The following is a 22,410-nucleotide window of genomic DNA, read 5'->3' as shown; positions in this document are numbered from 1 at the left end:
CTCCCTTGATCTGGCGGGGCTTTCCTTTAGTAGGACAGGGACGGGAACGGCGAGCCGGCCGCGCGGGTGGGCACCCAGATGGCCTTGGTCTGCGTGTACTCGTCCAGGACGCCCGGGCCGGAGGAGCGTCCGTGGCCGGAGTCGCCGAAGCCGCCGAAGGGAACTGCCACGTGGATCGTTTTATAGGAGTTGATCCAGAACGTGCCGGCCTTCACCTCCCGGGCGATGTGGTGGGCGCGGGATACATCGGAGGTCCACACCGCGCCGGCCAGGCCGAAGTTGGTGTTGTTGGCACGGGCGATGGCCTCAGCCTCGGTATCGAACGCGTCGGCGCCCACCACCGGTCCGAAGACCTCCGTGGTTTCCAGGCGGTTGGCCGGTGTGACGCCGTCGAGCAGCGTGGGCATAACCCAGTGTCCGCCTGCGAGGCCTGACCCGGCCAGTGCCTCCGGAAGCGCGGCCCCGGTGAGCCGGCGGCCGCCGTCGTCCATGCCGGCCGCGATGAGGGTGTTGACGGTGGCGAACTGCTGGGCGGTGATGATGGGGCCCACCTCGGTGTCCGCGCTGAGTGGGTCTCCCACGCGCAGCCGTGCGGCTTTCGCGGCGACCATCTCCACGAACTGGGCGTGCACGCTGCGCTCCACCAGGAGCCGTGACCCGGCAACGCAGGACTGGCCCGCACCCGAGAAGATCGCCGAGATGGCGCCGTCCGCGGCGCGGTCCAGGTCGGCGTCGGCGAACACGATGTTAGCGCTCTTGCCGCCGAGCTCCAGCAGGGCGGGAATTCCGGCCTGGGCGGCGGCGACGGCAACGCGGCGCCCGGTGGGGACGGAGCCGATGAAGCTGACCTTGCCCACGCGCCGGTCCGTGGTGAGGGTGGCGCCGACGGTCTGGCCCAGCCCGGCGGCCACGTTGAAGACGCCCGCTGGGAGACCGGCTTCGTGGGCGATCTGGGCGAGCCGGACCGAGGAGGCCGGGGTGAATTCGCTGGGCTTGATGATCACGGCGTTGCCCGCGGCCAGGGGTGCGGCGGAGTTCCAGCCGGCCGTGAACAGGGGAGCGTTCCATGGGGTGATGGCGACGACGACGCCCCACGGCACGCGCTCCGTGTAGGTGTGCCAGTTGCCGGGAACCGGGATGGTCTGGCCGGTCAGTTTGTCCGCCCAGCCGGCGTAGTAGCCGAACATTTCGGCCACCTTGGCGGCTTCGATCCGGGCGTCCCGGATGGGCTTGCCGGTGGTGGCGGACTCCAGGATGGCCAGCTCCTCCCCGTGCTGTTCCACGGCGCGGCTGACGTTGCGGAGGATGGCGGCCCGCTCGAAACCGTTCATCGCGCCCCAGACCGCCGCGCCCGCCGTCGAACTTTCCAGGATGGCCTCGGCGCCTTCGGGGCCTGCGTCCGCATAGGTGGCAAAGGCTTCGCCGGTGGCGGCTGCGGTGAGGGTGATGCCCTCGCCACTGCCGGGAAGGGTGCGGCCGTCGACGAACGCGCCCAGGCCGCCCGGGAATGCTGCGTCCAGGACTGCTTTGGCGGTTGCTGCCGAGGAGGAGGTTGGTGCTGTGGTGATGCTCAAGGTGGGGTCCTTTGGTGCTGGGGATGAGGGGCCGGTGCCGGGGATTTAGGCGGTGGGCGTGGTGCCGGCAGGGGTGGCGGCGCCGGGTGCTCCCGCCGGGGTGACGGCCGGGGCAACCACGCGGGCGATTTCCGTGAAGTCCGCACGGGGCCCGAGGACTGCCAGGGCGTCCTGCCACTGGTTGGCGACGGCGGCGAGCAGGGACGGCGTTTCGCCGATCTGTGTTGCCACGTCCACGGCGAGGGCTGCGTCGCGGGCCATCAGGCCCAGCGAGAAGCCGGAATCGTGCGTGCCGCTGAGCACCCAGTTGGGGTACATGTTCGCGGAGACCTTGCTGCCGCCGGAGGCTTCACTGATGCTTGCGGCTGCTTTGGCGGGGTCGATGCCGTAGGCCTTCGCAACGCCCAGGGCTTCGCCCACGGAGGCCAGGTTGGCCGCTGCCAGGACGTTATTAAGGAGCTTGACCACGTTGCCGCTGCCGGGGCCACCGATGTGGCTGTACTTGCCGCCGGTGAGTGCCAGCAGGACGGGTTCGGCTGCTTTAAGGGCGGCTTCGGTGGCGCCGACGAAAGCGCTCAGCGACCCTGTTGCGGCGCCGTCGCGGCCGCCGGAGACCGGGGCGTCAACGAAGGCTGCTCCCTGGGCTTCGGCGAGTTCGGCCATCTTCTTGCTGGTGGCCGGCTCGGAGGTGGTGGTGTCGATGATGGCGACCGTCCCGGGTGCTGCCAGGAGCTGGGGGACTGTTGTTTCCACGATGCTGGCGGCGGGCAGGGAGAGCACGGCATAGGGGGTTCCGGCGACGTCCCCGAGGGTGGCGGTGGTGGTGATGCCGGCTGCTTCCGCTGCTGACCGTGCCGTATCCGAGGGGTCGAAGCCGGTGACGTCCCAGCCGGCCTTGTGCAGGGCGGCGGCCATGGCTCCGCCCATCGCGCCGAGGCCGATGACGGCGATCCGCCGGGTGTTCTGGTTCATGGGGAGGCGCTCCTGAAGTGCTGGATAGAGGGAGTTAGTCGAGGTAGATGTCCAGGTCTTTCCACAGCTGCTGGGTGCGGCGGATGGCGGCGCGGCTGCGTTCGGGGTGCGCCGCCTCCATGCCGGCCAGCAGGCCGTAGACCAGGGAGTTGGCGGCGGTGACGGACTGGAAGAAGGAGATGCCTTCCGAGGCCACCACCAGCAGGTGGTCGGCCACGGCTGCCAGGCGGCCGCGGCGCATGTCGCTGATGGCGATGACCGTGGCGCCGGCCTGCTTGGCGGCTTCGGCGGCCACGATGATCTGCCGCACCGAACGCCACATGTTGATGACCACCAGCACGTCGCCTTCGCCGAGGGTGTTGGTGCTGGAGGCCAGGTGCACGCCGCCGCGGTTCTCCAGGGAGATGGGGTACCCCATCGTGGCGCCGAGGTGGGCCATCACGCTGGCGGGACCGGCGAATGAGCCAATCCCGACGACGGTGATGGACTTGGCGGCGGCCATTGCCGCAATGGCGGCCTCGGCGTCGTCGGCTGTGTTGGAGTCCAGCGTCAGGCGGAGGTTCTCGATGTCGTGGTTCAGGGCGTCGTGGAGGGGGCTGCGGTGCTCGCCGTGCTCGGTGAGCGTGTCCTCCGTGGAGATCATCACCAGGTACCGGGAGCGCAGTTCGCGCTGGAGATCGGGCCAGCCGCGGTAGCCCAGGTGCTGGGCGGCGCGGACCACGGTGGAGCTGTTGACGTCGGCGCGCTGGGCAATCTCGGCGATGTCCGCGTAGGAGGAAAGCTGGGGGTTGCGGGCGATGACCTCCACCACCCGGCTCTGGGCCTTGGTGAGCGGGACGTCCGGCAGTGCGTCGCCGAGCCAGGCCTGGGAACTGTTCCCGGCGCCCGTGGTTCCGGCGTCGGCGGCCTCCACTTCTGCGGCGTTCGTTTTCAAGGACCACCCGTTCTGTAACGCAGATCACTCTGCAAGGCTGATTGCATTAAATGTACTCTGCAATTTCGCTTGCTGCTAGTGCTCCGCGTTTCCACCGCGTAAATCATCATTGTCGTGGGGGTCCGGCGGCGGGACCATGGACGTATGGATGCTCAATCTCCGAGGGCCCGGGAGCTGAACCTTCCGCAGGCATTCCTCCTACTGGCAACAAATGACGCGGACGGCGAGCCCGATGTGCCGCAGCCCTTCCTCCAGGCCGGCGTGGCCGGTGCCATCCTGGCCGAGCTGGATCTGCTTGGTGCCATCGAACTGCAGGGCAGGCATGTCCGGGCCACCGGCACTGCGGTGGAGTCCGATTTCCAGCAGCAGCTGGACCTGATCCGGCACAAGTCACGGCCGCACACGCCCAAGCGCTGGGTTTCCATGCTGGAAAGCCGTGCCGAGGTGCACCGGATCTATGAGGGAATGGCTGCGCTGGGCATCGTGCAGCATGTAGGTGAGAAACACCTGGGGCTGTTCAGGACCACACGGTATCCGGAGAAGGACCATGCTCCCGAGGCGGCGCTGCTGCAGAAGATTTCGGCAACAATGGCTGCCGGGTCGGTGGAACCTGCGGTGGCCGATCCACGAACCAACGCGCTGATCGCACTCCTGCACGCGGTGGGGCTGCTGGAGAGGCTGTTCCCGGAGGCCGATCGCGGCCGGGCCCGGGAATTGACGTACAGCCATTGGCCTTCCCATGCAGTCGTCGAGGAGCTCCGCTCGGTCAGGCTGGCGGAGGCGGAAGCCGCGACCTAAGTGCACCGGTGCCGCGAGGAACCCCGCGGCTGGCGCTTAAAACAAGCGAACGACGGCGGGAGGTCCCGTCGTCGTTCGCTTGCCTGGCTCAGCTGTCAGTCGTCGTACGTGTTGGCGATGTACACATCGCACGGCGCGTTGTGCGCCACGCTGTTGGCGACGCTGCCCAGGAGGCGGCCGATGCCGCGCATCCTGCGGTTGCCTACAACGATCAGCCGGGCGTCCAGGCGGATGGCTTCCCTGATCAGGGAATCTGCCGGTTTGCCGCGGGCTGCCGAGTAGGTGATTTTCGGCCCCTGTCCTGATTTGCCCAGTTCGTTCGCGACGATTTCGGCGCTGTCGGCGTTCGAAATACGCACCGTGTCCGAGCCGCTGCCGAAGACTTCGGCGTTCTCGGTCTCGAACGCGGTCACTACGTGAAGCGAAGCTCCCAGGGATTCCGCCAGGTCCCGGGCAACTTCCGCGGCTTTCCTGGCCGACTGGCTGGCGTCCACTCCTACAACAACTACTCCGCTCATTCCTGGCTCCCTTGCTCTTGGTGTGGCTATGGTCCTTGGCCAGTTTAGAGAACCGGGTTCCGGTACCGGCCGGATTGCTGAAAGTTTCCTCCGTGAGTCCTTGCCACGCGCCGTATCATCAAGAGGCATCAGCCCGTTCCGGAGAGTGGAGCACCACATGCAGCTCGGCGCGTTCTCAGTCAGCCTGACCGTCAAGGACCTTGCGGCGTCGGCCGCGTTCTACGAGAAACTCGGCTTCAGCAGTTTCGGCGGTGACATGTCGCAGAACTGGCTCATCCTGAAGAACGGCGAGACCGTCGTTGGCCTGTTCCAGGGAATGTTCGAGAAGAACATGCTCACGTTCAACCCGGGCTGGAACCAGAATGCCGAGCCGCTGGACTCCTTCACCGATGTGCGCGAGCTGCAGCGGGAGCTCAAGGAGCAGGGCGTGGAATTCGTGGCGGAAGCCGACCCGGGAAGCACGGGCCCGGCGAGCTTCATCGTCGTGGACCCGGACGGCAACCCGGTCCTCGTCGATCAGCACCGGTAGACTCCCGGCACTGTCAGGGAGTCGGCTCCGCCTGGCGGCCCCACGTCATCCTCCGGACTGTCTCGCTCTGCAGGCCGCTGAGCGCGGCGAGTTCGAAGTCATCCATCACACCGAGCCGGCGGGCCGCGGCAAGCAGCTCAAGCCGCTTCTGCTCCAGGTCCGCCTTGGACGCCTCGAGCTCAGCCAGCTCTGACTTCAGCTCCATAATCATCGCGAGCCGCTGCTCGGCCGGCAGCCCCGATGGCAGGAGATCGCTGAAGGACAGGCCTATGGTCCGGACAGTCCACCGTGACAATCCTGTGGTTTCGGCCAGCCGGGTAACTTTCAGCCCGTCGTGGAGCGCCTGCGCAACCTGCTGGTTCAGCCGGGCGGACAGCGGACGCATGCTGCTCGCGTTGAACGCAAGACGCTGCCGGTTCGCCTTGAGCAGCTTCCTGATCTTTTCTGCCTGAAGCTCGGCGTTGTCGGGCTTTGGTATTCCCCGATAGCGGTAGAAACCGCTGTCAAGGTGTGCTGCAAGGGCCAAGTTCGCTCCTCGGTTCGGTTCCGCGGGATGGGCCAGATTTGAGGTTAGGCGGTGGGATGCAGCGGCGGAAATACCAATTGTGCGTGGGCCCATAACGGGAAAGTGTGGGTCGGGCAGCCATAAGGGACGCTTATCCGTCCACGCACTTTAGGTCTTATCCATACCGCCCGGATTTCCCTAGGGTCGAAAGGAAACGAGTACCGCTCGCTTCTGACTCTTTAGGAAGAGACCATGTCTGAATTTGTACCTGCATCGCGGGTGTCCCGCATCAAGTCTTCCGCCAGCGTGGCCGCCGCCGCCCGGGTGCGTGAGCTGAAGGCGGAAGGGCGCCGCATCCTGGACCTGACTGTCGGCGAGCCGGACTTCGACACCCCCCAACACGTCAAGGCCGCCGCGGTGGAGGCCATCGACCGCGGCGACACCAAATACACTTCGGTCACTGGAACGCCTGCACTGCAGACCGCCATCCTCCAGACCCTCGAGCGACGAACAGGTTTGCACTACACGCCAGCCGAGATCACCATCGGCGGCGGAGCGAAACAGGTTATCTTCACCGCCTTCATGGCTTCCCTCGACGCCGGCGACGAAGTGATTGTCCCCGCCCCGTACTGGGTTTCCTACCCGGACATGGTGCTCGCCAACGAAGGCACGCCCCTCATCGTCCCCTGCGGCGAGGATGTCGGATTCAAGCTGACACCCGAGGCCCTTGGCGCGGCACTGACAGGGCGGACCAAGTGGGTCATCCTGAACACGCCCTCCAACCCCACCGGCACCGTCTACTCCCCGGCGGAACTGCGGGCACTCGCTGACGTCCTGGCAGGCTTCCCGCACGTCTACATCCTTACGGACGAAATTTACGACCAGATCTACTTCGGCGAAGGCAAGCTCACCAGCCTGGTGGAGGTGGCCCCGGAACTGAAGGACCGCATCCTCGCCGTCAATGGCGTGTCCAAGGCCTACGCCATGACCGGCTGGCGGCTGGGCTACGCGGCAGGACCGGCGCCGCTCATGGCCGCCATCAACAAACTGCAGTCACAAATTTCCTCCTGCCCGTCCTCCGTGAGCCAGGCCGCCAGCGCGGCCGCGCTCACAGGTGACCAGGGCTTCGTCCGCGAAAGCGTGGAGACGTACCGCAGCCGCCGGGATACCGCCGTCGCCGGCCTGAACGCCATCGACGGATTGTCCTGTGCGACGCCGGAAGGCGCCTTCTACGCCTACGTCAACTGTGCAGGTGCCATCGGGAAGACGACGCCGGACGGCAGCGTCATCGCCGACGACCAGGACTTTGTTTTCTACCTGCTCGACCAGGCCTCCGTAGCGGTCATCCAGGGATCCGCCTACGGCCTGGGCCCCTACTTCCGCATCTCCTACGCCACCAGCCTGGACATCATCGAAGAATCCATCGCTGCCATCGATAAGGCCGTCCGGGCCCTCACCTGATCCAACCCACTGAAGGAAAACGCCATGATCCACGTCAAAACCAGTATCGACCGCCCCAGCGCCGACGCCGTCAGCCGGCTTGCGAAATTCTCGTCAGCCACCATCCACGAGGCCCAGGGACGCAAGGGAGCACTCAGCTCCCGCATCAAGCCGATCGACAGGGCCATGTCCTTCTGCGGCCCCGCCACCACAGTCCGCTGTGCACCCAGGGACAACCTCATGCTGCAGGTGGCCATTCACTACGCACAGCCCGGCGACGTCATCCTGGCGGCAGCAGGGGAGTACGAGGAAGCCGGAACCTTCGGCGACGTCCTCGGCAACGCCATGAAAGCCAAGGGACTCGCCGGCCTGGTGACTGACTCCGGCGTCCGAGACACCCAGGACCTCATTGAGCTGGGGCTGCCCGTCTTCTCCGGGAGCGTCTCCATCAAGGGCACCGTCAAGGAAACCATTGGTCCCATCAACCACCCTGTGGTCTTCGGCGACGAGATCATCTACCCCGGCGACGTCCTCCGCGGCGACGCCGACGGCGTGGTGGTGGTCCGCAAGGACGAGATTGAGGAAGTGATCCGCCTGTCGCAGGAACGCGACGACGCTGAGCGTGAGCTCATCGGCCTCTACAAGGCCGGCGGCACCACCCTCGACCTGTGCAACCTGACGGATGTACTCAAAGCTAAGGGACTGCTGGTGGAACAGGCATAGCAGCGCCAGCAAAAGCAGCACGTGAACAGCCGCCGCAGGGATTGCCTGCGGCGGCTCTGCTGCGTGCCGTGGTTGAGCCTGCCGAAACCCCGTCGCAGGGTGGGTTTCCAGGCGCTGGTGTCTTAGGGCAGCGCTATGGCCCGGGCAGTGTTCGCGTACGCCACGGCAGCCCGGGCCTGCAGCCCCGCAACCCAAGGGTTTTTAGCGCGCAGGAAGTGGATACTCCGGGGGGCCGAACGCGGCGTCTTCCAGATACCAGACGGTGGATCCGCCTCTGCTCGCCGGCATGATGCTGCCTTCAAAAACAAAAACGGGGTCCCCGGAACGGTCCTCGGGGCGCCAAAAGCCATTTGCTGGGCAATGGAAACCGGTTTTGGCCATCAAGCCCAGGCCTTTACCCGACGTCCTCCGGAGGGTGTTGATCTTTTTCACGGCTTCGCTCCAATTGATCCTGTAAAGATGTGACCGCCGCAATTTCCCGGCCTTGCCACAATTTTAGGATTCGGAACTCCGCATTACTAAGACGAATGATGCGTGGCCCAATAAGCGGTGGTTATGTACGAACTACCGTGCATATTTCGTGTTGAGCATTTCCTGCAGCATTTCCTTGAGGACCAGGAGAACCGCGGACGCCGCCTCGGAGAGCGGATCATGATCGGGGGTGCACAGCGCAATCTTGCACTGCAATGCCGGGTCCATGATCCGCAGGACATGGAAGTCCTCTTCGTGGAACAATGCGTCCGCCGCGGACTTGGGCATGATGGTGGCGCCCAGATCGGCCCGCAGCAGCCGCGCGAGCGACGGAACGGATTCCACTTCACCCACCAGGCGGACTTTGAGCCCCTTGCTGTTGAAGCCACCCTCCACCGCCTGGCGCAGGGTGTGGATCTGCTCCGGCAGGAAGAGCCCGTGGCGGGCCACCTCCTCAAGGGTGACCTCCCCGTTGGCGTGGTTCACGCCGGCCCTGTTCGCGTTGACCACGAAGTGCAGGTCTTCCACGATCATGGTGGTGAACTGAACGCCACGGATAGCGCCCGGCTCATAGATGAGCGCCATGTCCAGCCGGCCGTTCTTGATGGCTTCGCTGAGCACGCCGCCGTAAATTTCCGTGACATGCAGGACGATGTCCGGGTACCGGCTGGCCACCTCGCTGATAATCCTGGGCGTCAGGCTTGACGCCATGCTGTACGGGGCAATGGCAATGGAAACGCGGCCGGATGGTGCAGCGCCGGACTTGGCGACGTCCTGCCGTGCCTGGTCCACCAGGCGCAGGATGGACTGGGCATGCCGGTAGAGCGTGTGCCCAGCGGCGGTGGGCTTCACACCCTGTTTGCTGCGGATCAGCAGACGCTGTTTGAGCTCGGTTTCCAGCGCCGAAACCTGCTGGCTCAGGGCCGGTTGGGCCACGTGCAGGGCCGCCGCCGCCTTGGTGATGCTCCCCGAATCCACAATCTGGACAAAATACGCCAGCTTCCGCGTATCCATGGCCGCCTTCTCTCTTTGCGGCGTCCTGAACCCAGAAAGGTCATAACCGGATGCTATGGAGGGATACGCAACTGGTCTTTGTGTGATCCACATCTCTGACACTAGGTTGAACCCAGAACGCTATTTCACTGGCAGTACATTCTACCCCCGGGCAGAGATGCATTTTAACGATGACGTCAGACGCATTCTGCATAAAAGCGGTGTTTACCGGAATAGACGTTTTCTTTTACATTTCCGAAATATGCTCTCCATAACTTCGGAGCATTCAGGATCCGCCACCAGCACCGGATTCTTCTTGAGAAAGAGACACTAAATGCGAGCAACTTTCAAGGGCAAAATGGCGGCAATGGCCGCACTCTCCTCGGCGGTCCTGGTTCTCTCCGGCTGCGGGGGCGGCAGCGAGGCTGCCAGCAGCGGCAGCGCCACCTCGGGTGAGGTGAACCTGATCGCCTACTCAGGCGTGTGGCAGGACCAGTACACCGCAGCGGTGATCGAGCCCTTCAAGGCGAAGTACCCGGACATCAAGATCAACTACGCCTCCAAGCGGTCTTCCGCCGAGATGCTTAGCGCCCTGCAGGGCCAGAAGAACAACCCGGCCACCGACGTCGCGATCATGGACAACTCCGTCTCCACCACCGGCAACAAGCAGGGACTCTTCGAAAAGATCGATACCGACGGCGTCCCGAACCTGGCCAATGTCCAGGAAAAGTTCCGGGACAAGGAAGGGTACGGCCCTGTGGCCATGCTCGACGCCGTGGGCCTGGTCTATGACACCGCCACCTTCCCGGAGGCTCCGAAGAGCTGGAAGGTCCTCTGGGATCCGGCGTATGCCGGCAAGATCAACGTCAACGCCCCGCCCTCCCTGCTGGGCCTGTCCCTGACCGCCATCACCTCCAAGATGGAGGGCGAGGACTACGCGCAAAGCATCGACTCGGCCGTGGAACGTCTCAAGGAGATGGCCCCGGGCGTGCAGACCTTCGCGCCCAACCCGGACGAATACCAGAACGTCATCACCGGCCAGACGGTCCTGGGCCTCGGCCAGAACGCCCGCGGCCAGTTCTACAGCGATCAGAGCAATAAGAAGATGGGTGTCACCTTCCCCGAGGAAGGCACCGTCTACCAGATCAACACCATCAACCTTGTGAAGGACGCTCCGCACACCGCGGCCGCCAAGACGTTCGTGGACTATGCACTGTCCGCCGAGGCGCAGACCGCATTCGCCAAGGCGCTGTTCTACGCCCCGTCCGTGACCAACGCCGAACTGCCCGCTGATGTAAAGGACCGGGTTGTGCCAACCGACGGTTCCCTGAACATCGTCCCGCTGGATGTCGAATTCCTGTCCTCGGCCCGCGACAAGTGGACCGACACCTGGAAGCGCCAGATCATCACCAAATAGCGCCTGCCGGTGCCCCTCCCCAACTTTCCCTTCAGGAGAACTGAACCCCGTGACTGAATCAAAACTGTCGATCGTAGATCTGACCAAACGATACGCAGCAGGTCTGGAACCCGCCGTCGACCGCCTGAACATGGAAGTGGAGGAGGGGCACCTGGTGGCACTCCTCGGCCCGTCCGGCTGCGGAAAGACCACCACGCTCCGGATGGTGGCCGGCCTCATGGATCCCACCGCGGGCTCCATCGTGGTGGACGGCAAGGAAATTACCCACACCCCGGTCAACAAGCGGGGCATGGGAATGGTGTTCCAGTCCTACGCCCTGTTCCCCCACATGAACGTCGAGCAGAACGTGGCCTTCGGTCTGGAAATGCGCCAGGTGCCGAAAGCCGAACAAAAGGCGAGGGTTGCGGCCGCCCTGGACATGGTCCAGCTTGGCCACCTGAGCAAGCGGCAGACCAAGGAACTCTCCGGCGGCCAGCAGCAGCGCATCGCCCTGGCCCGCGCCCTCGTGGTGGAACCCACCCTGCTCCTGCTGGACGAGCCGCTGTCCAACCTGGATGCCAAACTCCGTGAAACCATGCGCACCGAGATCAGGTCCATCCAGCAGCGCACCAGGGCCACCACGCTCTTCGTCACCCACGACCAGGACGAGGCACTGGACATGGCGGACCGGATCGCTGTCATGAATGGGGGACTGATCGAACAGTTCGGTTCCCCTACCGAGGTGTACGAGCGGCCCCGCACGCACTTCGTGGCAAACTTCATCGGCCAGGCCAACTTCCTGACCGCCCGCGTCTGTACCGAAGCCGGACGGGCCAACCTCGCCGGCGAAAGCTACTACAAGGTGGACGTCGAAGGGCTGGGCCAGTTCGGTGCCATTGGTACTGCAGGGCTCTCCGGCAGCACGCACGAACTGGTCATCCGCCCGCACCGGCTCAGTGTTTCCCTGCAGCCCGGAGCCGCGCAGGCACCGCTGGCAGGAACCATCGAACGGGTGAGCTACACGGGTGACGCCCTGTCCGTCGCGGTCCGCGTGGGCGGACAGCAGCTGCAGGCGCAGATGCTGACCAGCAGCGGCGACCTGCCCCGGGTGGGCGATGCCGCGTACCTTTCATGGGCGCCGGACGACGCCTACATTCTCCCCACGCCTGCCGTGCCGGAGAGGGCGGCAGCGGCATGACACTCCTGCAAACTCCGGTTGCGCCGGAAAAGCGCAGCCAGGCCCGGGACGAGGGCAAGCTCGAAAAGGCCACCGCGCGGCGCAACCGGCGCACCTACCTCGCCCTGCTGCTGCCCGGCCTCCTTGGCCTGCTGGTGAGCTTCGTCTTTCCCTTGGCGTACATGGTCCGGATGTCTTTCAACCAGGGCTCCCCGGACGGCGTCATCGTTGAGACTTTCACCCTGGACACCTACATCCAGCCCCTCACCGACCCCTACTACTGGCGGGTCACGCTGGACACCTTCCAGATGGGCGTGACCGTCGGCATCCTTTGTGTCCTGGTGTCCTACCCGGTGGCCCTCTTCCTGGCCCGCAGCACCAGCAAATGGCGTGGACTGCTCATCGCCATCGCCATCGCGCCGCTGCTCACCTCGGCCGTGGTCCGCACCTATGGCTGGATGGTCATCCTTGGAACCAACGGGCTCATCAACTCCTCCCTCGACGGGCTTGGGCTGATCGACACGCCCCTGAAGCTGACCAACAACATGACCGGCGTGGCCATCGGCCTGGTGGAAATCTTTATGCCCTACGCCATCCTGGCCATGATCTCCGGATTCGGCCGGCTCAGCCCCCAGCTCGAGGAGGCCGCCGGTTCCCTGGGAGCCAGCAAGTTCAAGGTGTTCACCAGGGTAACGCTCCCGCTGTGCCTCCCCGGCCTCCTGACGGCGTTCCTGCTGGTCTTTGTCCTCTCCATCAGCACCTTCATTACCCCGCGCCTCCTGGGTGGCGGCAGCGTGCAGGTCCTGGCCACCGAGATCTACGACCAGACCACCGGCCTGCTCAACTGGCCCTTCGCCGCGGCCCTGTCCGTCATCCTGCTGGTCCTTTTCGGCCTGATCATCGCCGTCTACCAGCGCCTCACCAAAAAGATCGGAGGCTGACCCGTGAGCGACGTCAAAGTATTCAAACCGCGCTTCAACCCCGCCAAACCCGCCTTTGGGCTGCTGGTGTTCCTGCTGTACCTGTTCCTGCTGGCACCGCTGCTGATCGTCTTTGTGGTGTCCTTCGCATCCAACCAGTACCTGTCCTTCCCGCCGGAGGGGCTGACGCTGAAGTGGTACGAGATGCTGCCGCAGGAAAGCACGTTCATGGAGGGCATGAAGGTCAGCCTGATCGTGGCCGTCATCGTCACGCTCATCGTTTTGGCCCTGGGCGTGCCCGCGGCGCTGGCCCTGGACCGGTTCGATTTCAAAGCCAAGGCAGCCGTCCAGTCGTTCTTCCTTTCGCCGCTGCTGATCCCCAGCATCGTGCTGGCCCTGGGCATGGTCCTGCTCTTCGGGCCGCTGGAGCTGAACAACACCTACGCGGGCATCATCATCGGCCACGTGGCCATCACCATCCCGTTCGTCATTCGGACCACGCTGATGAGCCTGGCAACGACTGACACGTCGTGCGAGGCGGCCGCCCGCATCCTGGGTGCAGGCTCGTGGACCGTGTTCCGGCGCGTCACCCTGCCCATCATCCAGCCGGGTGTCATCGCCGGGGGCGTCATTGCCTTCATCGTCTCTTTCGACGAAGCGGTCATTTCGCTGTTCGTGGCTGAATCAGGACTGCCCACCCTGCCCGTGCAGGTGCTGCGGTACGTGGAGAACTCAGCGGATGCCGCCGTCGCCGCCCTGTCCGTGATCCTGATCCTGATCTCCCTCGCCGTGGTGGTGGTCGTCGAGCGGGTCATGGGGCTGCGCAAAGCCCTCCGCTGACGCTCACGCCAGCCACGCCACCTTCCTGAGCACGAAAGCGTCCTGCCCGGTCCGCAACAGCGGGCCGGGCAGGACGCCGTGCAGGGCAGGCGTGGGTCATAACCGGCACCTATCCCGTGACACCTATTACGTCTTTGTGTGATCAAAGTCCCGGTGTCAGACTTTTTCTACAAGCCCGGTAATCCGGGCCACGGGACCAGGCCCCACCGGCCGGTCCACCCACTTCCGCTTCCGGCAGCCGCCGCTGTGCCCCTGGCCAGTGCTGCGCCAACACCCCACAAAGGAGGGCTCACATGGGACCCACAGTTGATCTCGTAGCAGATCTCGGAGAAGGCTTCGGCGCCTACTCGATGGGCGACGACGCGGCCCTGCTCGAAGTGGTGTCCAGCGCCAACATTGCCTGCGGCTTCCACGCGGGCGACCCGGACATTATGAACGCCACGGTCGCCGAATGCGTGCGTCGCGGCGTCAGCATCGGGGCCCACCCGAGCTTCCCGGACCTGCGGGGTTTCGGCCGCCGCGCGATGGACCTCACCGCAGATGAAGTCCGCAATGACATCCTGTACCAGTTCGGCGCCTTGAGCGCCTTCGCCGCCTACCACGGGGCCGGCGTCGTCCACCTTGCACCGCACGGGCGCCTGGGCAACCTCGTGGCCACCCGGGCGGATTACGCAGAAGCAGTGGCTGACGCCGCCGCCCGCATCAACCCGGACCTCATCGTTTTGGCCCAGGACGGCGAGCTCGCTGACGCCGCTGCAGCCCGGAACCTCCCGCTGGGCATCGTGGGCATCGCGGACCGCGCCTACGAGGCGGACGGCACGCTGGTACCCCGCAGCCGCCCTGGCGCCGTCATCCACGATCCCGCGGCCATCGTGGCCCGCACCATCCGGATGGTCTGCGAAGGAGTCATCGAAACCGTCGCCGGAACGGACCTGCCAATTGTCGCCGACACCATCCTGCTCCACGGGGACACTCCGGGTGCCGTCCAGCTGGCCCGCCAGGTCCGTACTGAACTGGAACGCGCCGGCGTGACCATCGCACCGCTCACCCAGGTCCTGGCCTCAAAAGTGAAAGCCGCCTGACATGACCACCACCCCAACTCCAGCACTGCCTCCGGTGCAGGTCTTCGAATCCGGGGACGCCGCACTGCGCGTGGTCGCTTCCTCCCCGGATCGGGAAGCCAACTGGGCTGCCGTCCACGGGCTTGCCGAATGGCTGGACGCTGGCGGGCCCGACGGCGTCCACGGCGCAGTGCCCACCTACGACTCGCTGCTCGTGGAATTCGATCCCGGCGTCACCTCCGCACGCCAGGTCCGGGCCTTTGTCCTGCTGGGCCTGCGGCAGCTCGAATTCACCGGCGCCCCCGCCCGGACACCCCGGGAATTCAGCGTCCCGGTGGTGTACGGCGGCGAGTACGGCCCCGACCTGGAGCGGGTTGCCGAGCAGCAGCAGCTGTCCGTCGAGGAGATCATCGGGCTGCACACCGCCAAGTCCTATGTGATCCGCTGCCTGGGCGCGCCTGCCGGTTCACCCATGATGGACGGCCCCGATTTCCCGCTGGCCGTCCCGCGGCTGAAGGATCCCCGGCTGTCCGTGCCGACAGGTGCCGTATCAGTGGCCGGGCGGCAGGCAGTGATCGCCCCGGCGGCGGCGCCCGGGGGCTGGTGCGTCATCGGCCAGACCCCGCTCACCGTCCTCGACGCCGAAGCCGAGCCGCTGGTTCCCTACGTCCCGGGCGACACCCTGCGCTTCCACCGGATCCAGCCTGAAGAATTCGCCACCTACGCTGGCCGCAAACTGGAGGCAGCGCGATGAGCCTGATCATCCAGCAGCCCGGCAACTCCGTGGTCACCGACCTGGGACGCTTCCGCGGCCCCCGGTTCGGGCTGCCCGTCAACGGCGCGCTGGACCAGTTCTCGGCCCGGGCCGCCAACATCCTCGCAGGCAACAACGACAACGCCCCGCTGCTGGAGATCACCGCGCTGGACTTCCGGATGCGCGCCACCACGGACATCCTGATCGCCGTCACCGGAGCCCCACTCCACCTCACAGTGGGCGGCCGGGAATGCCAGCAGTGGGAACCCGTATCCGTCCGGGCGGGGGAGACGGTGGCGCTGCGCCGGATCAACGGCGGCCTGCGGGCCTATGTCGCGGTCCACGGCTCAGTGGAGGCGCCGGTCCTCCTCGGCAGCTGCGCGCCGGACACCGTGGTCGGATTCGGCCTGCGGCTTGCCGAAGGCACCGAGGTGAAGACCACCCGCAGCGTCCCGCCCATCCGCCAGCCGTACTTCGACCTTCCCCTGTTCCGGCTGGGCCTGACCCGGCCGGAATTCCACAGCACCGCCGTGGTGGAGGTGACGGACGGCCCGGATGTGGACGAGTTCGGCGATACCGCTGACCTGCTCTACAGCACCGAGTACACCGTCAGCGGCCGCAGCAACCACATCGGCCTGCGGCTGGGCGGAGCACTTCCGGAACGCCAGTCCACGACGGAGGTGTTGTCCCGTGGCGTGCCGGTGGGAGCCATCGAGGTGCCGTCCCGGGAAGAACTCCTGGTGCTGCACCGCGGGCGCGGCGTCACCGCCGGCTACCCCGTCCTGGCCGTGGTCACCAGCCGCTCCCTTGACGTCCTGGCCCAGGCCCGGCCGGGCCACAAAATCAGGTTCCGCAAGACCACGGTCCCCGAAGCGACAGCGAAACACCGGGCAGCGCTGAGGGAACTGGAAACACTCCGTTCCACTATCGCCACAGTGTTCCCGCTCCTCGGCATCGGCAACCAGCCGGGCCATACACCGCTCGCACCGGCAGCCGGAACCTGACCGGTCTCGCCTCAGCCCCAAAGCATTGTTACCATCCCCTTAAGTAAGGAAAGCCATGTCCACCTCTACGCACGCGGCCCAGCCGCATCAAGAGCGGCTCAGCAGCAAGCAGACCCGCAAGGTCGTCACGGCCGGCTGCGTCGGCATTTTTGTGGAGCTCTATGACAACGGCATCTTCGCCTTTATGGCCGGAACGCTCGCCCTTGTTTTCCTGGCACCCGGAAACCCGGACAACGCCCTGCTCTTCGTTTTCGCCGGCTACGCCGTGTCCTTCTTCGTGCGCCCCCTCGGCGCCGTCGTCTGCGGCTACCTGGGCGACCGGATCGGGCGGCAAAAGCTGCTGGTCTTTGTCATTCTGCTGATCAGTGTGGCCACCGCAGGCATCGGACTGTTGCCTCCTTATGCGGCCATCGGCGTCGCGGCCCCCATCCTGCTGGTGCTGCTGCGCATGCTGCAGGGCTTCTCCGTTGGCGGCGAAGCCGCCGGTGCCATGACCTTCCTCGCCGAGCACGCACCCGAAGGCAAGCGCGGCGTCATCACGTCCTACGCGCAGATCGCCTCCTTCGCAGCACTGCTGACCGGCACCCTGGTTGCCTACTCCATGTCCCCGTGGCTCACCCAGGCAGCGATTGACGGCGGTGGGTTCGGTGCGTTCGCCTGGCGCATCCCGTTCCTGGTGGCCATCCCCATGGGCGTCATCGGCTGGTACATCCGCAAGGCGATCAGCGACACCCCCAACTTTGAAAAGCTCAAGGAAGAAGGCGGGCTCTCTGCCAACCCGCTCAAGGAAGCCTTCGCCTCCGCCGAACACCGCCGCGCCATGCTGCTGGCCCTCTTCATCCCGCTGATGAACGGCTCCGGCTACTACGTCCTGTTCTCCTACATGCCCACCTTCCTGAAGGGCAAGCAGCTCAACTTCACCATCGGCGAAGCCCTGCTCGTCACTGCCTGCAGCCTGGTAGTCATCTGCATCGCCATCCCCTTCATGGGCGCCCTCTCGGACCGCGTGGGCCGCAAGAAGGTCATCGCCGGCTCCGCCATCGCCATGGCCGTCCTGGGCATCCCGTCCTACGCGCTGATCGCCACCGGTGAGATGGCGTTCGCCATCCTGGGCGCCAGCATCATGGCCGTAGTCTTCGCAGGGCACACGGCAGTAATCCACATCCTAATCGTCGAACTCTTCCCCACCCGCGTCCGCTACTCCGCCTACGGCCTGGGCTACAACATCTCGTCCGCACTCTTCGGCGGCACCGCGCCGCTGCTGATGACCTGGCTGATCTCGTCCACCGGCAACATCTACATGCCCGCCTTCTACGCCGTAATCACCGCGCTGGGCACCCTTGCCGCTGTCAGCACGGTCAAGGACCGGGCGCACCAGCCCCTCCGCGACGCCTAACTTCCACTTCACTGAGCAGCAGCACTGCGCTGCACCACAGGAGATTTCCCATGACTTTTTCCGATTATTCAACTGCCCTCGTCACCGGTGCATCCACCGGTATGGGCGCTGCCATCGCCGAACGCCTGGCCAAGCGCGGGCTCACCGTCCATGCGCTGGCACGCAACGAGGACCGCCTCAAGGAACTCGCCGACAAGACCGGGGCGGTGCCCCACGTCGTGGACTTGACGGACACCGCGGCGCTGACCGCCGCCGTCGGAGGCCTGGAAGTGGATGTCCTGGTGAACTGCGCCGGCGTCTCCCGGCCCGGCAACATCCTGGACTCCAGCGAGAGCGACATCGACGAACTCGTGGACGTCAACCTCCGCGGCCTGCTCCAGCTGACCAGGCTGGTCCTGCCCGGCATGGTGGAGCGCGACCTGGGGCACGTCATCAACGTCAGCTCGATCGCCGGCACCTACAACTTCTACGGCCACACGGTCTACCACGCCACCAAGGCCGCCGTGCACCAGATCTCCCGCCAGCTCCGCAACGACACCGTGGGCAAGCGCATCCGCGTCACCGAGATCTGCCCCGGACGGGTGGAAACCGAGATCTTCGGCCGCAACATGGGCGGCACGCCGGAAGCGATGGAGGAGGCATGGAAGACCTACTACGAGGGCTACGAGTCGCTCACCACCGATGACATCGTTAACGCCATGGATTACGCCATCGAAACACCCCGGCACGTGAATGTTGGCATGCTGGAACTCATGCCCACCTTCCAGGTCCCCGGCGGCCTCACCTTCGACCGCCGTTAGACCGAGCCCCCACCAGCCCGATTGATAGGTTTCCCAATGCAAACAGTCCGTACAGTCAGCTTTCCCGACCGGCAGCTCCTCGACGACCTCTCGCCCCTTCCCGAAGGGCTGCGGGGAGTGGTGTGGGACCTGGAGTCGGATCCCGACGGCGGGACACTGGCTGAGATCGACGGCGTCATCCTCCCGTACATCAATGCCGGCGCCGTGTTGGGTTCCCTTGCCAAGGTTGAGTCGCTGAAGTTCGTCCAGACACAGTCCACGGGATACGACGGCGTCATTGAGGCGGCCGGCCCGGCGGCAGGCGTCGCAAACGCCTCCGGTGTTCATGCGGCTGCGACGGCGGAACTTGCCATCGGGCTGATCCTGGCAAAGCTGCGCGGCATCGACCAGGCGGTCCGGGACCAGCAGTACGGCCTCTGGCGGCCCGAGCGGCGCCAGTCCCTCGCGGACCGGCGCGTGCTTTTGGTGGGCGTCGGTGGAATCGGGCACGAGATCGCCCGCCGCCTGGAGCCCTTCGAAGTCGCTGTCACCCGGGTGGGCAGCTCGGCCCGCACTGATGAGCACGGCGAGGTGCACGCATCTTCGGAACTGACCGCGCTCGCCGCGAGCCACGACATCCTGGTGTCAGTGCTGCCCCTGAATGAGCACACCCATCAGCTGATTGGTGAAGAGGTCCTGGCGGCCCTCCCGGACGGCGCCCTGGTGGTCAACGTGGGCCGCGGCTCCGTGGTGGACACCGCTGCGCTGACCAAGGAAGTCCTGTCCGGACGCCTGCAGTGCGCCATCGACGTCGTCGACCCGGAGCCGCTGCCGCAGGACCACCCGCTGTGGTCCACCACCAATGCCCTGATCACGCCCCACGTGGGCGGCAACGCATCGGCGTTCCAGCCCCGGATCCTCAAGCTCCTCCGCAAGCAGCTTGAGGCCCTGGCCACCGGCCAGGCCCCGGCCAACCTGGTGCAGGCAGGACCCTTCGCATGAGTTCACTATTCGACCTGACCGGCAGGGTTGCCCTGGTAACCGGTTCGAGCCGCGGGATCGGCAACGCGCTGGCCCGCGCACTGGCCGACGCCGGCGCAACAGTTGTGCTGAACGGCGTCAACGAGGAACGGCTCAAGGATGCCGCTGCCGCCATGGCCGCCGACTTCGCGCCCGGCCGGGTGCACAGTATCGCCTTTGACGTCACAAGTGACGCAGAGGCGGCGCGCGGCATTGCCTGGGTGGAAGAGCACGTGGGGCCGCTGGAAATCCTGGTGAACAACGCCGGCATCCAGCACCGGGTACCGATGCTGGACCTGGACGTGAAGGACTGGGAACGGGTCATCTCCACGGACCTGACCAGTGCCTTCCTGGTGGGCCGCGAGGCGGCCCGGTTCATGATCCCGCGCGGCCACGGCAAGATCATCAACATCTGCTCCGTGCAGACTGACCTGGCCCGGCCCACCATCGCCCCGTACATCGCGGCGAAGGGCGGACTGCGGAACCTCACCCGTGCCATGACTGCGGAGTGGGCGGCATCCGGGCTGCAGATCAACGGAATCGCGCCGGGCTACATCCATACCGAGATGACCCAGAACCTGGTGGACGACGAGCAGTTCAACTCCTGGATCCTGGGCCGCACCCCGGCCAATCGCTGGGGGACTGTCCAGGATCTGGCCGGGCCCGCAGTCTGGCTGGCGTCCAGCGGTTCGGACTTCGTCAACGGACAAACGATATTTATCGACGGCGGAATGACGGTGGTGGTCTGATGGTTCTTGATACCTCCCTCGCTGTTACAGGTCCGGCGGTTGTCGCCCACGCAGCCGGTGACCTCCGAGTCGACGAACTCACCCTCGCCTCTCCCGCTCCGGAAGAGGCCGTCGTCGAGGTGCACTACGGCGGCATCTGTGGGTCCGACCTGCACTACTGGCTCCACGGCGCCGCCGGTGAATCGATCCTGAAGGCGCCGCTGGTGCTGGGGCACGAGATTTCCGGCACCGTGGTCCGTGCCGCCGCGGACGGGACCGGTCCCGCCGTCGGGACCCCTGTGGCGGTCCATCCGGCCACTCCCGGCCCCGGTGCTGCGCGGTATCCGGCGGACCGGCCCAACCTTTCTCCGGGCTGCACCTACCTGGGCAGCGCTGCACGCTACCCGCACAAGGACGGCGCCTTCAGCCGGTACGTGAACCTCCCGACCCGGATGCTCCGGACGCTGCCGGACAGCATTGACCTGCGTACCGCGGCGCTGATCGAACCCGCCTCCGTGGCATGGCACGCCGTGGGCAGGGCCGGCGACGTTGCCGGGAAGACGGCCCTGGTGATTGGCAGCGGCCCCATCGGCGCACTTGTGGTCGCCGTCCTGAAACGCGCCGGCGCGAGCCGGATCACCGCCGTCGACATGCATGACAAGCCGCTGGAAATCGCCACAGCCGTGGGAGCGGACCACGTTATTACCGCCGGAGATGCTGACGCTATCGCCGCCGTTGAGGCCGACGTCGTGATCGAATCCTCCGGCAACCACTACGGCCTGGCCTCTGCCATCCAGGGCGCCGCCCGCGGCGGCACCGTGGTCATGGTGGGGCTGCTGCCAACCGGCCCGCAGCCGGTGCTGATTTCCCTGGCCATCACGCGGGAGCTTGAGCTGAAGGGTTCGTTCCGGTTCAACGATGAGATCGACGACGTCATCGCGGCCCTCGCGGACGGCTCGCTGCAGATCGGCCCCGTCATCACTCACGATTATCCGGTGGAGCAGGCGCTTGAGGCTTTTGGTGTGGCCCGCAACTCGGCGGAGTCGGGAAAGGTGCTCCTGAGCTTCGGCGCAGGAAGTGCCTCGTGACGGTGCTGCCGCCGCTGGTGGTGATGGGTGTTTCCGGATGTGGGAAGTCGACGGTCGGATCCCTGCTGGGGGAGCGGCTCGGCGTTCCCTTCTTCGACGGCGACGACTTCCACCCCGCCGCCAACAAGGCCAAGATGGCCGGCGGGGTGCCCCTGAACGATGACGACCGGGCGCCGTGGCTCGCCGAAATCGGTGCCGCACTGGCCAACCCGCCCAGCGGAGCGGACTCCTGCATCATCGCGTGCTCCGCGCTCAAGCGCACCTACCGCGACCTGCTGCGGAGCTTCACGCCTGACATGGTGTTCATCCACCTCGCAGGCGACGCAGCCACCATCGCGGACCGGCTCGGCAGCAGGGTGCACGAGTACATGCCTGGCAGCCTGCTCGCCTCCCAGCTGGCCACGCTGGAACCCCTGGAATCTGACGAGGCCCATATCGCCGTCGACATCGTGGCTGACCCGGCGTCGCTGGTGGAACGGATCGTTCAGGAACTGGAAGTAGCTCGGGCCGAGCGCGCCGGTGCCGGCCGCCAAGAGTAGCGCCAGGTTCAATCACTGCTCCACACAACAAAAGCGGGCGACGCCGGAGAACGGCGACGCCCGCTTTCGGCTTTGCTCCTGGAGGACTGCGACCGGGAATCCGCTTTCCCTTTGCTTTGACGTGACGCGCAGCACTGCCTATAATCGAGTGAAACGATTCAAAAGAGTGACCTGCATTCCGCCGAGTGAGGATGATCACCAACTCCACCAGCGGCCCCCAGTCACCAAGACAATCCGGAATGGAAGCACTC

General features: G+C 65.7%; 24 protein-coding genes. 17 read left to right on the top strand and 7 right to left on the bottom strand.

Annotated elements, in window-relative coordinates; all coding sequences use genetic code 11:
• Positions 1 to 26: 26 nt before the first annotated feature.
• The 3 genes from B5520_RS00365 to B5520_RS00355 are packed head-to-tail and all read right to left on the bottom strand — an operon-like array spanning position 27 to position 3,480.
• Positions 27 to 1,574, bottom strand: coding sequence for an aldehyde dehydrogenase family protein (locus B5520_RS00365; protein WP_079595091.1), 1,548 nt, complete (start codon positions 1,572 to 1,574; stop codon positions 27 to 29).
• A 45-nt stretch (positions 1,575 to 1,619) separates the two neighbouring features.
• Positions 1,620 to 2,546, bottom strand: coding sequence for an NAD(P)-dependent oxidoreductase (locus B5520_RS00360; protein WP_079595090.1), 927 nt, complete (start codon positions 2,544 to 2,546; stop codon positions 1,620 to 1,622).
• A gap of 34 nt (positions 2,547 to 2,580) precedes the next feature.
• Entirely contained in the window at positions 2,581 to 3,480 is a 900-nt protein-coding gene (locus B5520_RS00355) for a MurR/RpiR family transcriptional regulator (RefSeq protein WP_079595089.1), read from the bottom strand.
• Positions 3,481 to 3,624: 144 nt separating this feature from the next.
• On the opposite strand from B5520_RS00355, the gene B5520_RS00350 reads away from it, so the two are divergent.
• Positions 3,625 to 4,278, top strand: a complete 654-nt coding sequence (locus B5520_RS00350) for a GOLPH3/VPS74 family protein (protein ID WP_079595088.1) — start codon at positions 3,625 to 3,627, stop codon at positions 4,276 to 4,278.
• Between the two features lie 95 nt (positions 4,279 to 4,373).
• On the opposite strand, the gene B5520_RS00345 is transcribed toward B5520_RS00350, so the two are convergent.
• Complete coding sequence (locus B5520_RS00345) at positions 4,374 to 4,796, bottom strand: universal stress protein (RefSeq protein WP_079595087.1); 423 nt, start codon at positions 4,794 to 4,796, stop codon at positions 4,374 to 4,376.
• Positions 4,797 to 4,953: 157 nt separating this feature from the next.
• Between B5520_RS00345 and B5520_RS00340 the strand changes: the two genes are divergently transcribed.
• Positions 4,954 to 5,325 carry a VOC family protein gene (locus tag B5520_RS00340; protein WP_079595086.1) on the top strand — a complete coding sequence of 124 codons (372 nt, stop codon included), beginning with the start codon at positions 4,954 to 4,956 and terminating at the stop codon, positions 5,323 to 5,325.
• A 13-nt stretch (positions 5,326 to 5,338) separates the two neighbouring features.
• Here the strand turns inward: B5520_RS00340 and B5520_RS00335 are convergent, their stop codons facing one another.
• Positions 5,339 to 5,851 carry a hypothetical protein gene (locus B5520_RS00335; RefSeq protein WP_079595085.1) on the bottom strand — a complete coding sequence of 171 codons (513 nt, stop codon included), beginning with the start codon at positions 5,849 to 5,851 and terminating at the stop codon, positions 5,339 to 5,341.
• A 231-nt stretch (positions 5,852 to 6,082) separates the two neighbouring features.
• On the opposite strand from B5520_RS00335, the gene B5520_RS00330 reads away from it, so the two are divergent.
• Positions 6,083 to 7,291, top strand: a complete 1,209-nt coding sequence (locus tag B5520_RS00330) for an aspartate transaminase (protein ID WP_079595084.1) — start codon at positions 6,083 to 6,085, stop codon at positions 7,289 to 7,291.
• Positions 7,292 to 7,315: 24 nt separating this feature from the next.
• Positions 7,316 to 7,993, top strand: coding sequence for a 4-carboxy-4-hydroxy-2-oxoadipate aldolase/oxaloacetate decarboxylase (locus B5520_RS00325; protein WP_079595083.1), 678 nt, complete (start codon positions 7,316 to 7,318; stop codon positions 7,991 to 7,993).
• 201 nt (positions 7,994 to 8,194) lie between these two features.
• Here B5520_RS00325 and B5520_RS00320 read toward each other — a convergent pair whose 3' ends face one another.
• Together B5520_RS00320 and B5520_RS00315 are read right to left on the bottom strand one after the other, a co-directional pair.
• Positions 8,195 to 8,425 carry a hypothetical protein gene (locus tag B5520_RS00320; RefSeq protein ID WP_079595082.1) on the bottom strand — a complete coding sequence of 77 codons (231 nt, stop codon included), beginning with the start codon at positions 8,423 to 8,425 and terminating at the stop codon, positions 8,195 to 8,197.
• Positions 8,426 to 8,557: 132 nt separating this feature from the next.
• On the bottom strand, positions 8,558 to 9,478 hold the full coding sequence (locus B5520_RS00315; RefSeq protein ID WP_079595081.1) for a LysR substrate-binding domain-containing protein: 921 nt from the start codon (positions 9,476 to 9,478) through the stop codon (positions 8,558 to 8,560).
• Positions 9,479 to 9,791: 313 nt separating this feature from the next.
• On the opposite strand from B5520_RS00315, the gene B5520_RS00310 reads away from it, so the two are divergent.
• The 13 genes from B5520_RS00310 (at position 9,792) to B5520_RS00250 (ending at position 22,159) form a co-directional block, all read left to right on the top strand.
• On the top strand, positions 9,792 to 10,874 hold the full coding sequence (locus B5520_RS00310; RefSeq protein ID WP_079595080.1) for an ABC transporter substrate-binding protein: 1,083 nt from the start codon (positions 9,792 to 9,794) through the stop codon (positions 10,872 to 10,874).
• A gap of 49 nt (positions 10,875 to 10,923) precedes the next feature.
• Positions 10,924 to 12,051, top strand: a complete 1,128-nt coding sequence (locus tag B5520_RS00305) for an ABC transporter ATP-binding protein (RefSeq protein ID WP_079595079.1) — start codon at positions 10,924 to 10,926, stop codon at positions 12,049 to 12,051.
• On the top strand, positions 12,048 to 12,971 hold the full coding sequence (locus B5520_RS00300; RefSeq protein WP_079595078.1) for an ABC transporter permease: 924 nt from the start codon (positions 12,048 to 12,050) through the stop codon (positions 12,969 to 12,971). The genes B5520_RS00305 and B5520_RS00300 overlap by 4 nt, the downstream gene beginning before the upstream one ends.
• A 3-nt stretch (positions 12,972 to 12,974) precedes the next feature.
• On the top strand, positions 12,975 to 13,790 hold the full coding sequence (locus tag B5520_RS00295; protein ID WP_079595077.1) for an ABC transporter permease: 816 nt from the start codon (positions 12,975 to 12,977) through the stop codon (positions 13,788 to 13,790).
• A 293-nt stretch (positions 13,791 to 14,083) separates the two neighbouring features.
• Positions 14,084 to 14,872 (top strand): LamB/YcsF family protein, encoded by a 789-nt coding sequence (locus B5520_RS00290; protein WP_079595076.1) that lies wholly within the window; start codon positions 14,084 to 14,086, stop codon positions 14,870 to 14,872.
• A 1-nt stretch (position 14,873) separates the two neighbouring features.
• The gene (locus B5520_RS00285) at positions 14,874 to 15,605 is read left to right on the top strand and encodes a 5-oxoprolinase subunit B family protein (protein ID WP_079595075.1); all 732 of its coding nucleotides are present in this window, start codon (positions 14,874 to 14,876) and stop codon (positions 15,603 to 15,605) included.
• Positions 15,602 to 16,609 carry a 5-oxoprolinase subunit C family protein gene (locus tag B5520_RS00280; RefSeq protein WP_079595074.1) on the top strand — a complete coding sequence of 336 codons (1,008 nt, stop codon included), beginning with the start codon at positions 15,602 to 15,604 and terminating at the stop codon, positions 16,607 to 16,609. Before B5520_RS00285 ends, B5520_RS00280 begins: the two co-directional genes overlap by 4 nt.
• Positions 16,610 to 16,664: 55 nt before the next feature.
• Positions 16,665 to 18,005, top strand: coding sequence for an MFS transporter (locus B5520_RS00275; RefSeq protein ID WP_079595073.1), 1,341 nt, complete (start codon positions 16,665 to 16,667; stop codon positions 18,003 to 18,005).
• 50 nt (positions 18,006 to 18,055) lie between these two features.
• Complete coding sequence (locus B5520_RS00270) at positions 18,056 to 18,805, top strand: SDR family oxidoreductase (RefSeq protein ID WP_079595072.1); 750 nt, start codon at positions 18,056 to 18,058, stop codon at positions 18,803 to 18,805.
• A 36-nt stretch (positions 18,806 to 18,841) separates the two neighbouring features.
• Positions 18,842 to 19,786, top strand: coding sequence for a 2-hydroxyacid dehydrogenase (locus tag B5520_RS00265; RefSeq protein WP_079595071.1), 945 nt, complete (start codon positions 18,842 to 18,844; stop codon positions 19,784 to 19,786).
• Entirely contained in the window at positions 19,783 to 20,553 is a 771-nt protein-coding gene (locus tag B5520_RS00260) for an SDR family oxidoreductase (protein ID WP_079595070.1), read from the top strand. The genes B5520_RS00265 and B5520_RS00260 overlap by 4 nt, the downstream gene beginning before the upstream one ends.
• A complete protein-coding gene (locus B5520_RS00255) occupies positions 20,553 to 21,620 on the top strand; it encodes an L-idonate 5-dehydrogenase (protein WP_079595069.1) in 1,068 nt (355 codons plus the stop codon). Before B5520_RS00260 ends, B5520_RS00255 begins: the two co-directional genes overlap by 1 nt.
• Positions 21,617 to 22,159: a gluconokinase gene (locus tag B5520_RS00250; protein ID WP_254865423.1), complete on the top strand. Its 543-nt coding sequence runs from the start codon at positions 21,617 to 21,619 to the stop codon at positions 22,157 to 22,159. The genes B5520_RS00255 and B5520_RS00250 overlap by 4 nt, the downstream gene beginning before the upstream one ends.
• The last annotated feature ends 251 nt before the right edge of the window (positions 22,160 to 22,410 follow it).

It is taken from the genome of Arthrobacter sp. P2b, assembly GCF_900168295.1.
Lineage (GTDB): Bacteria > Actinomycetota > Actinomycetes > Actinomycetales > Micrococcaceae > Arthrobacter.
The sequence above is the reverse complement of the archived record's forward strand: the minus strand, read 5'-3'. Positions and strand labels throughout refer to the sequence as shown.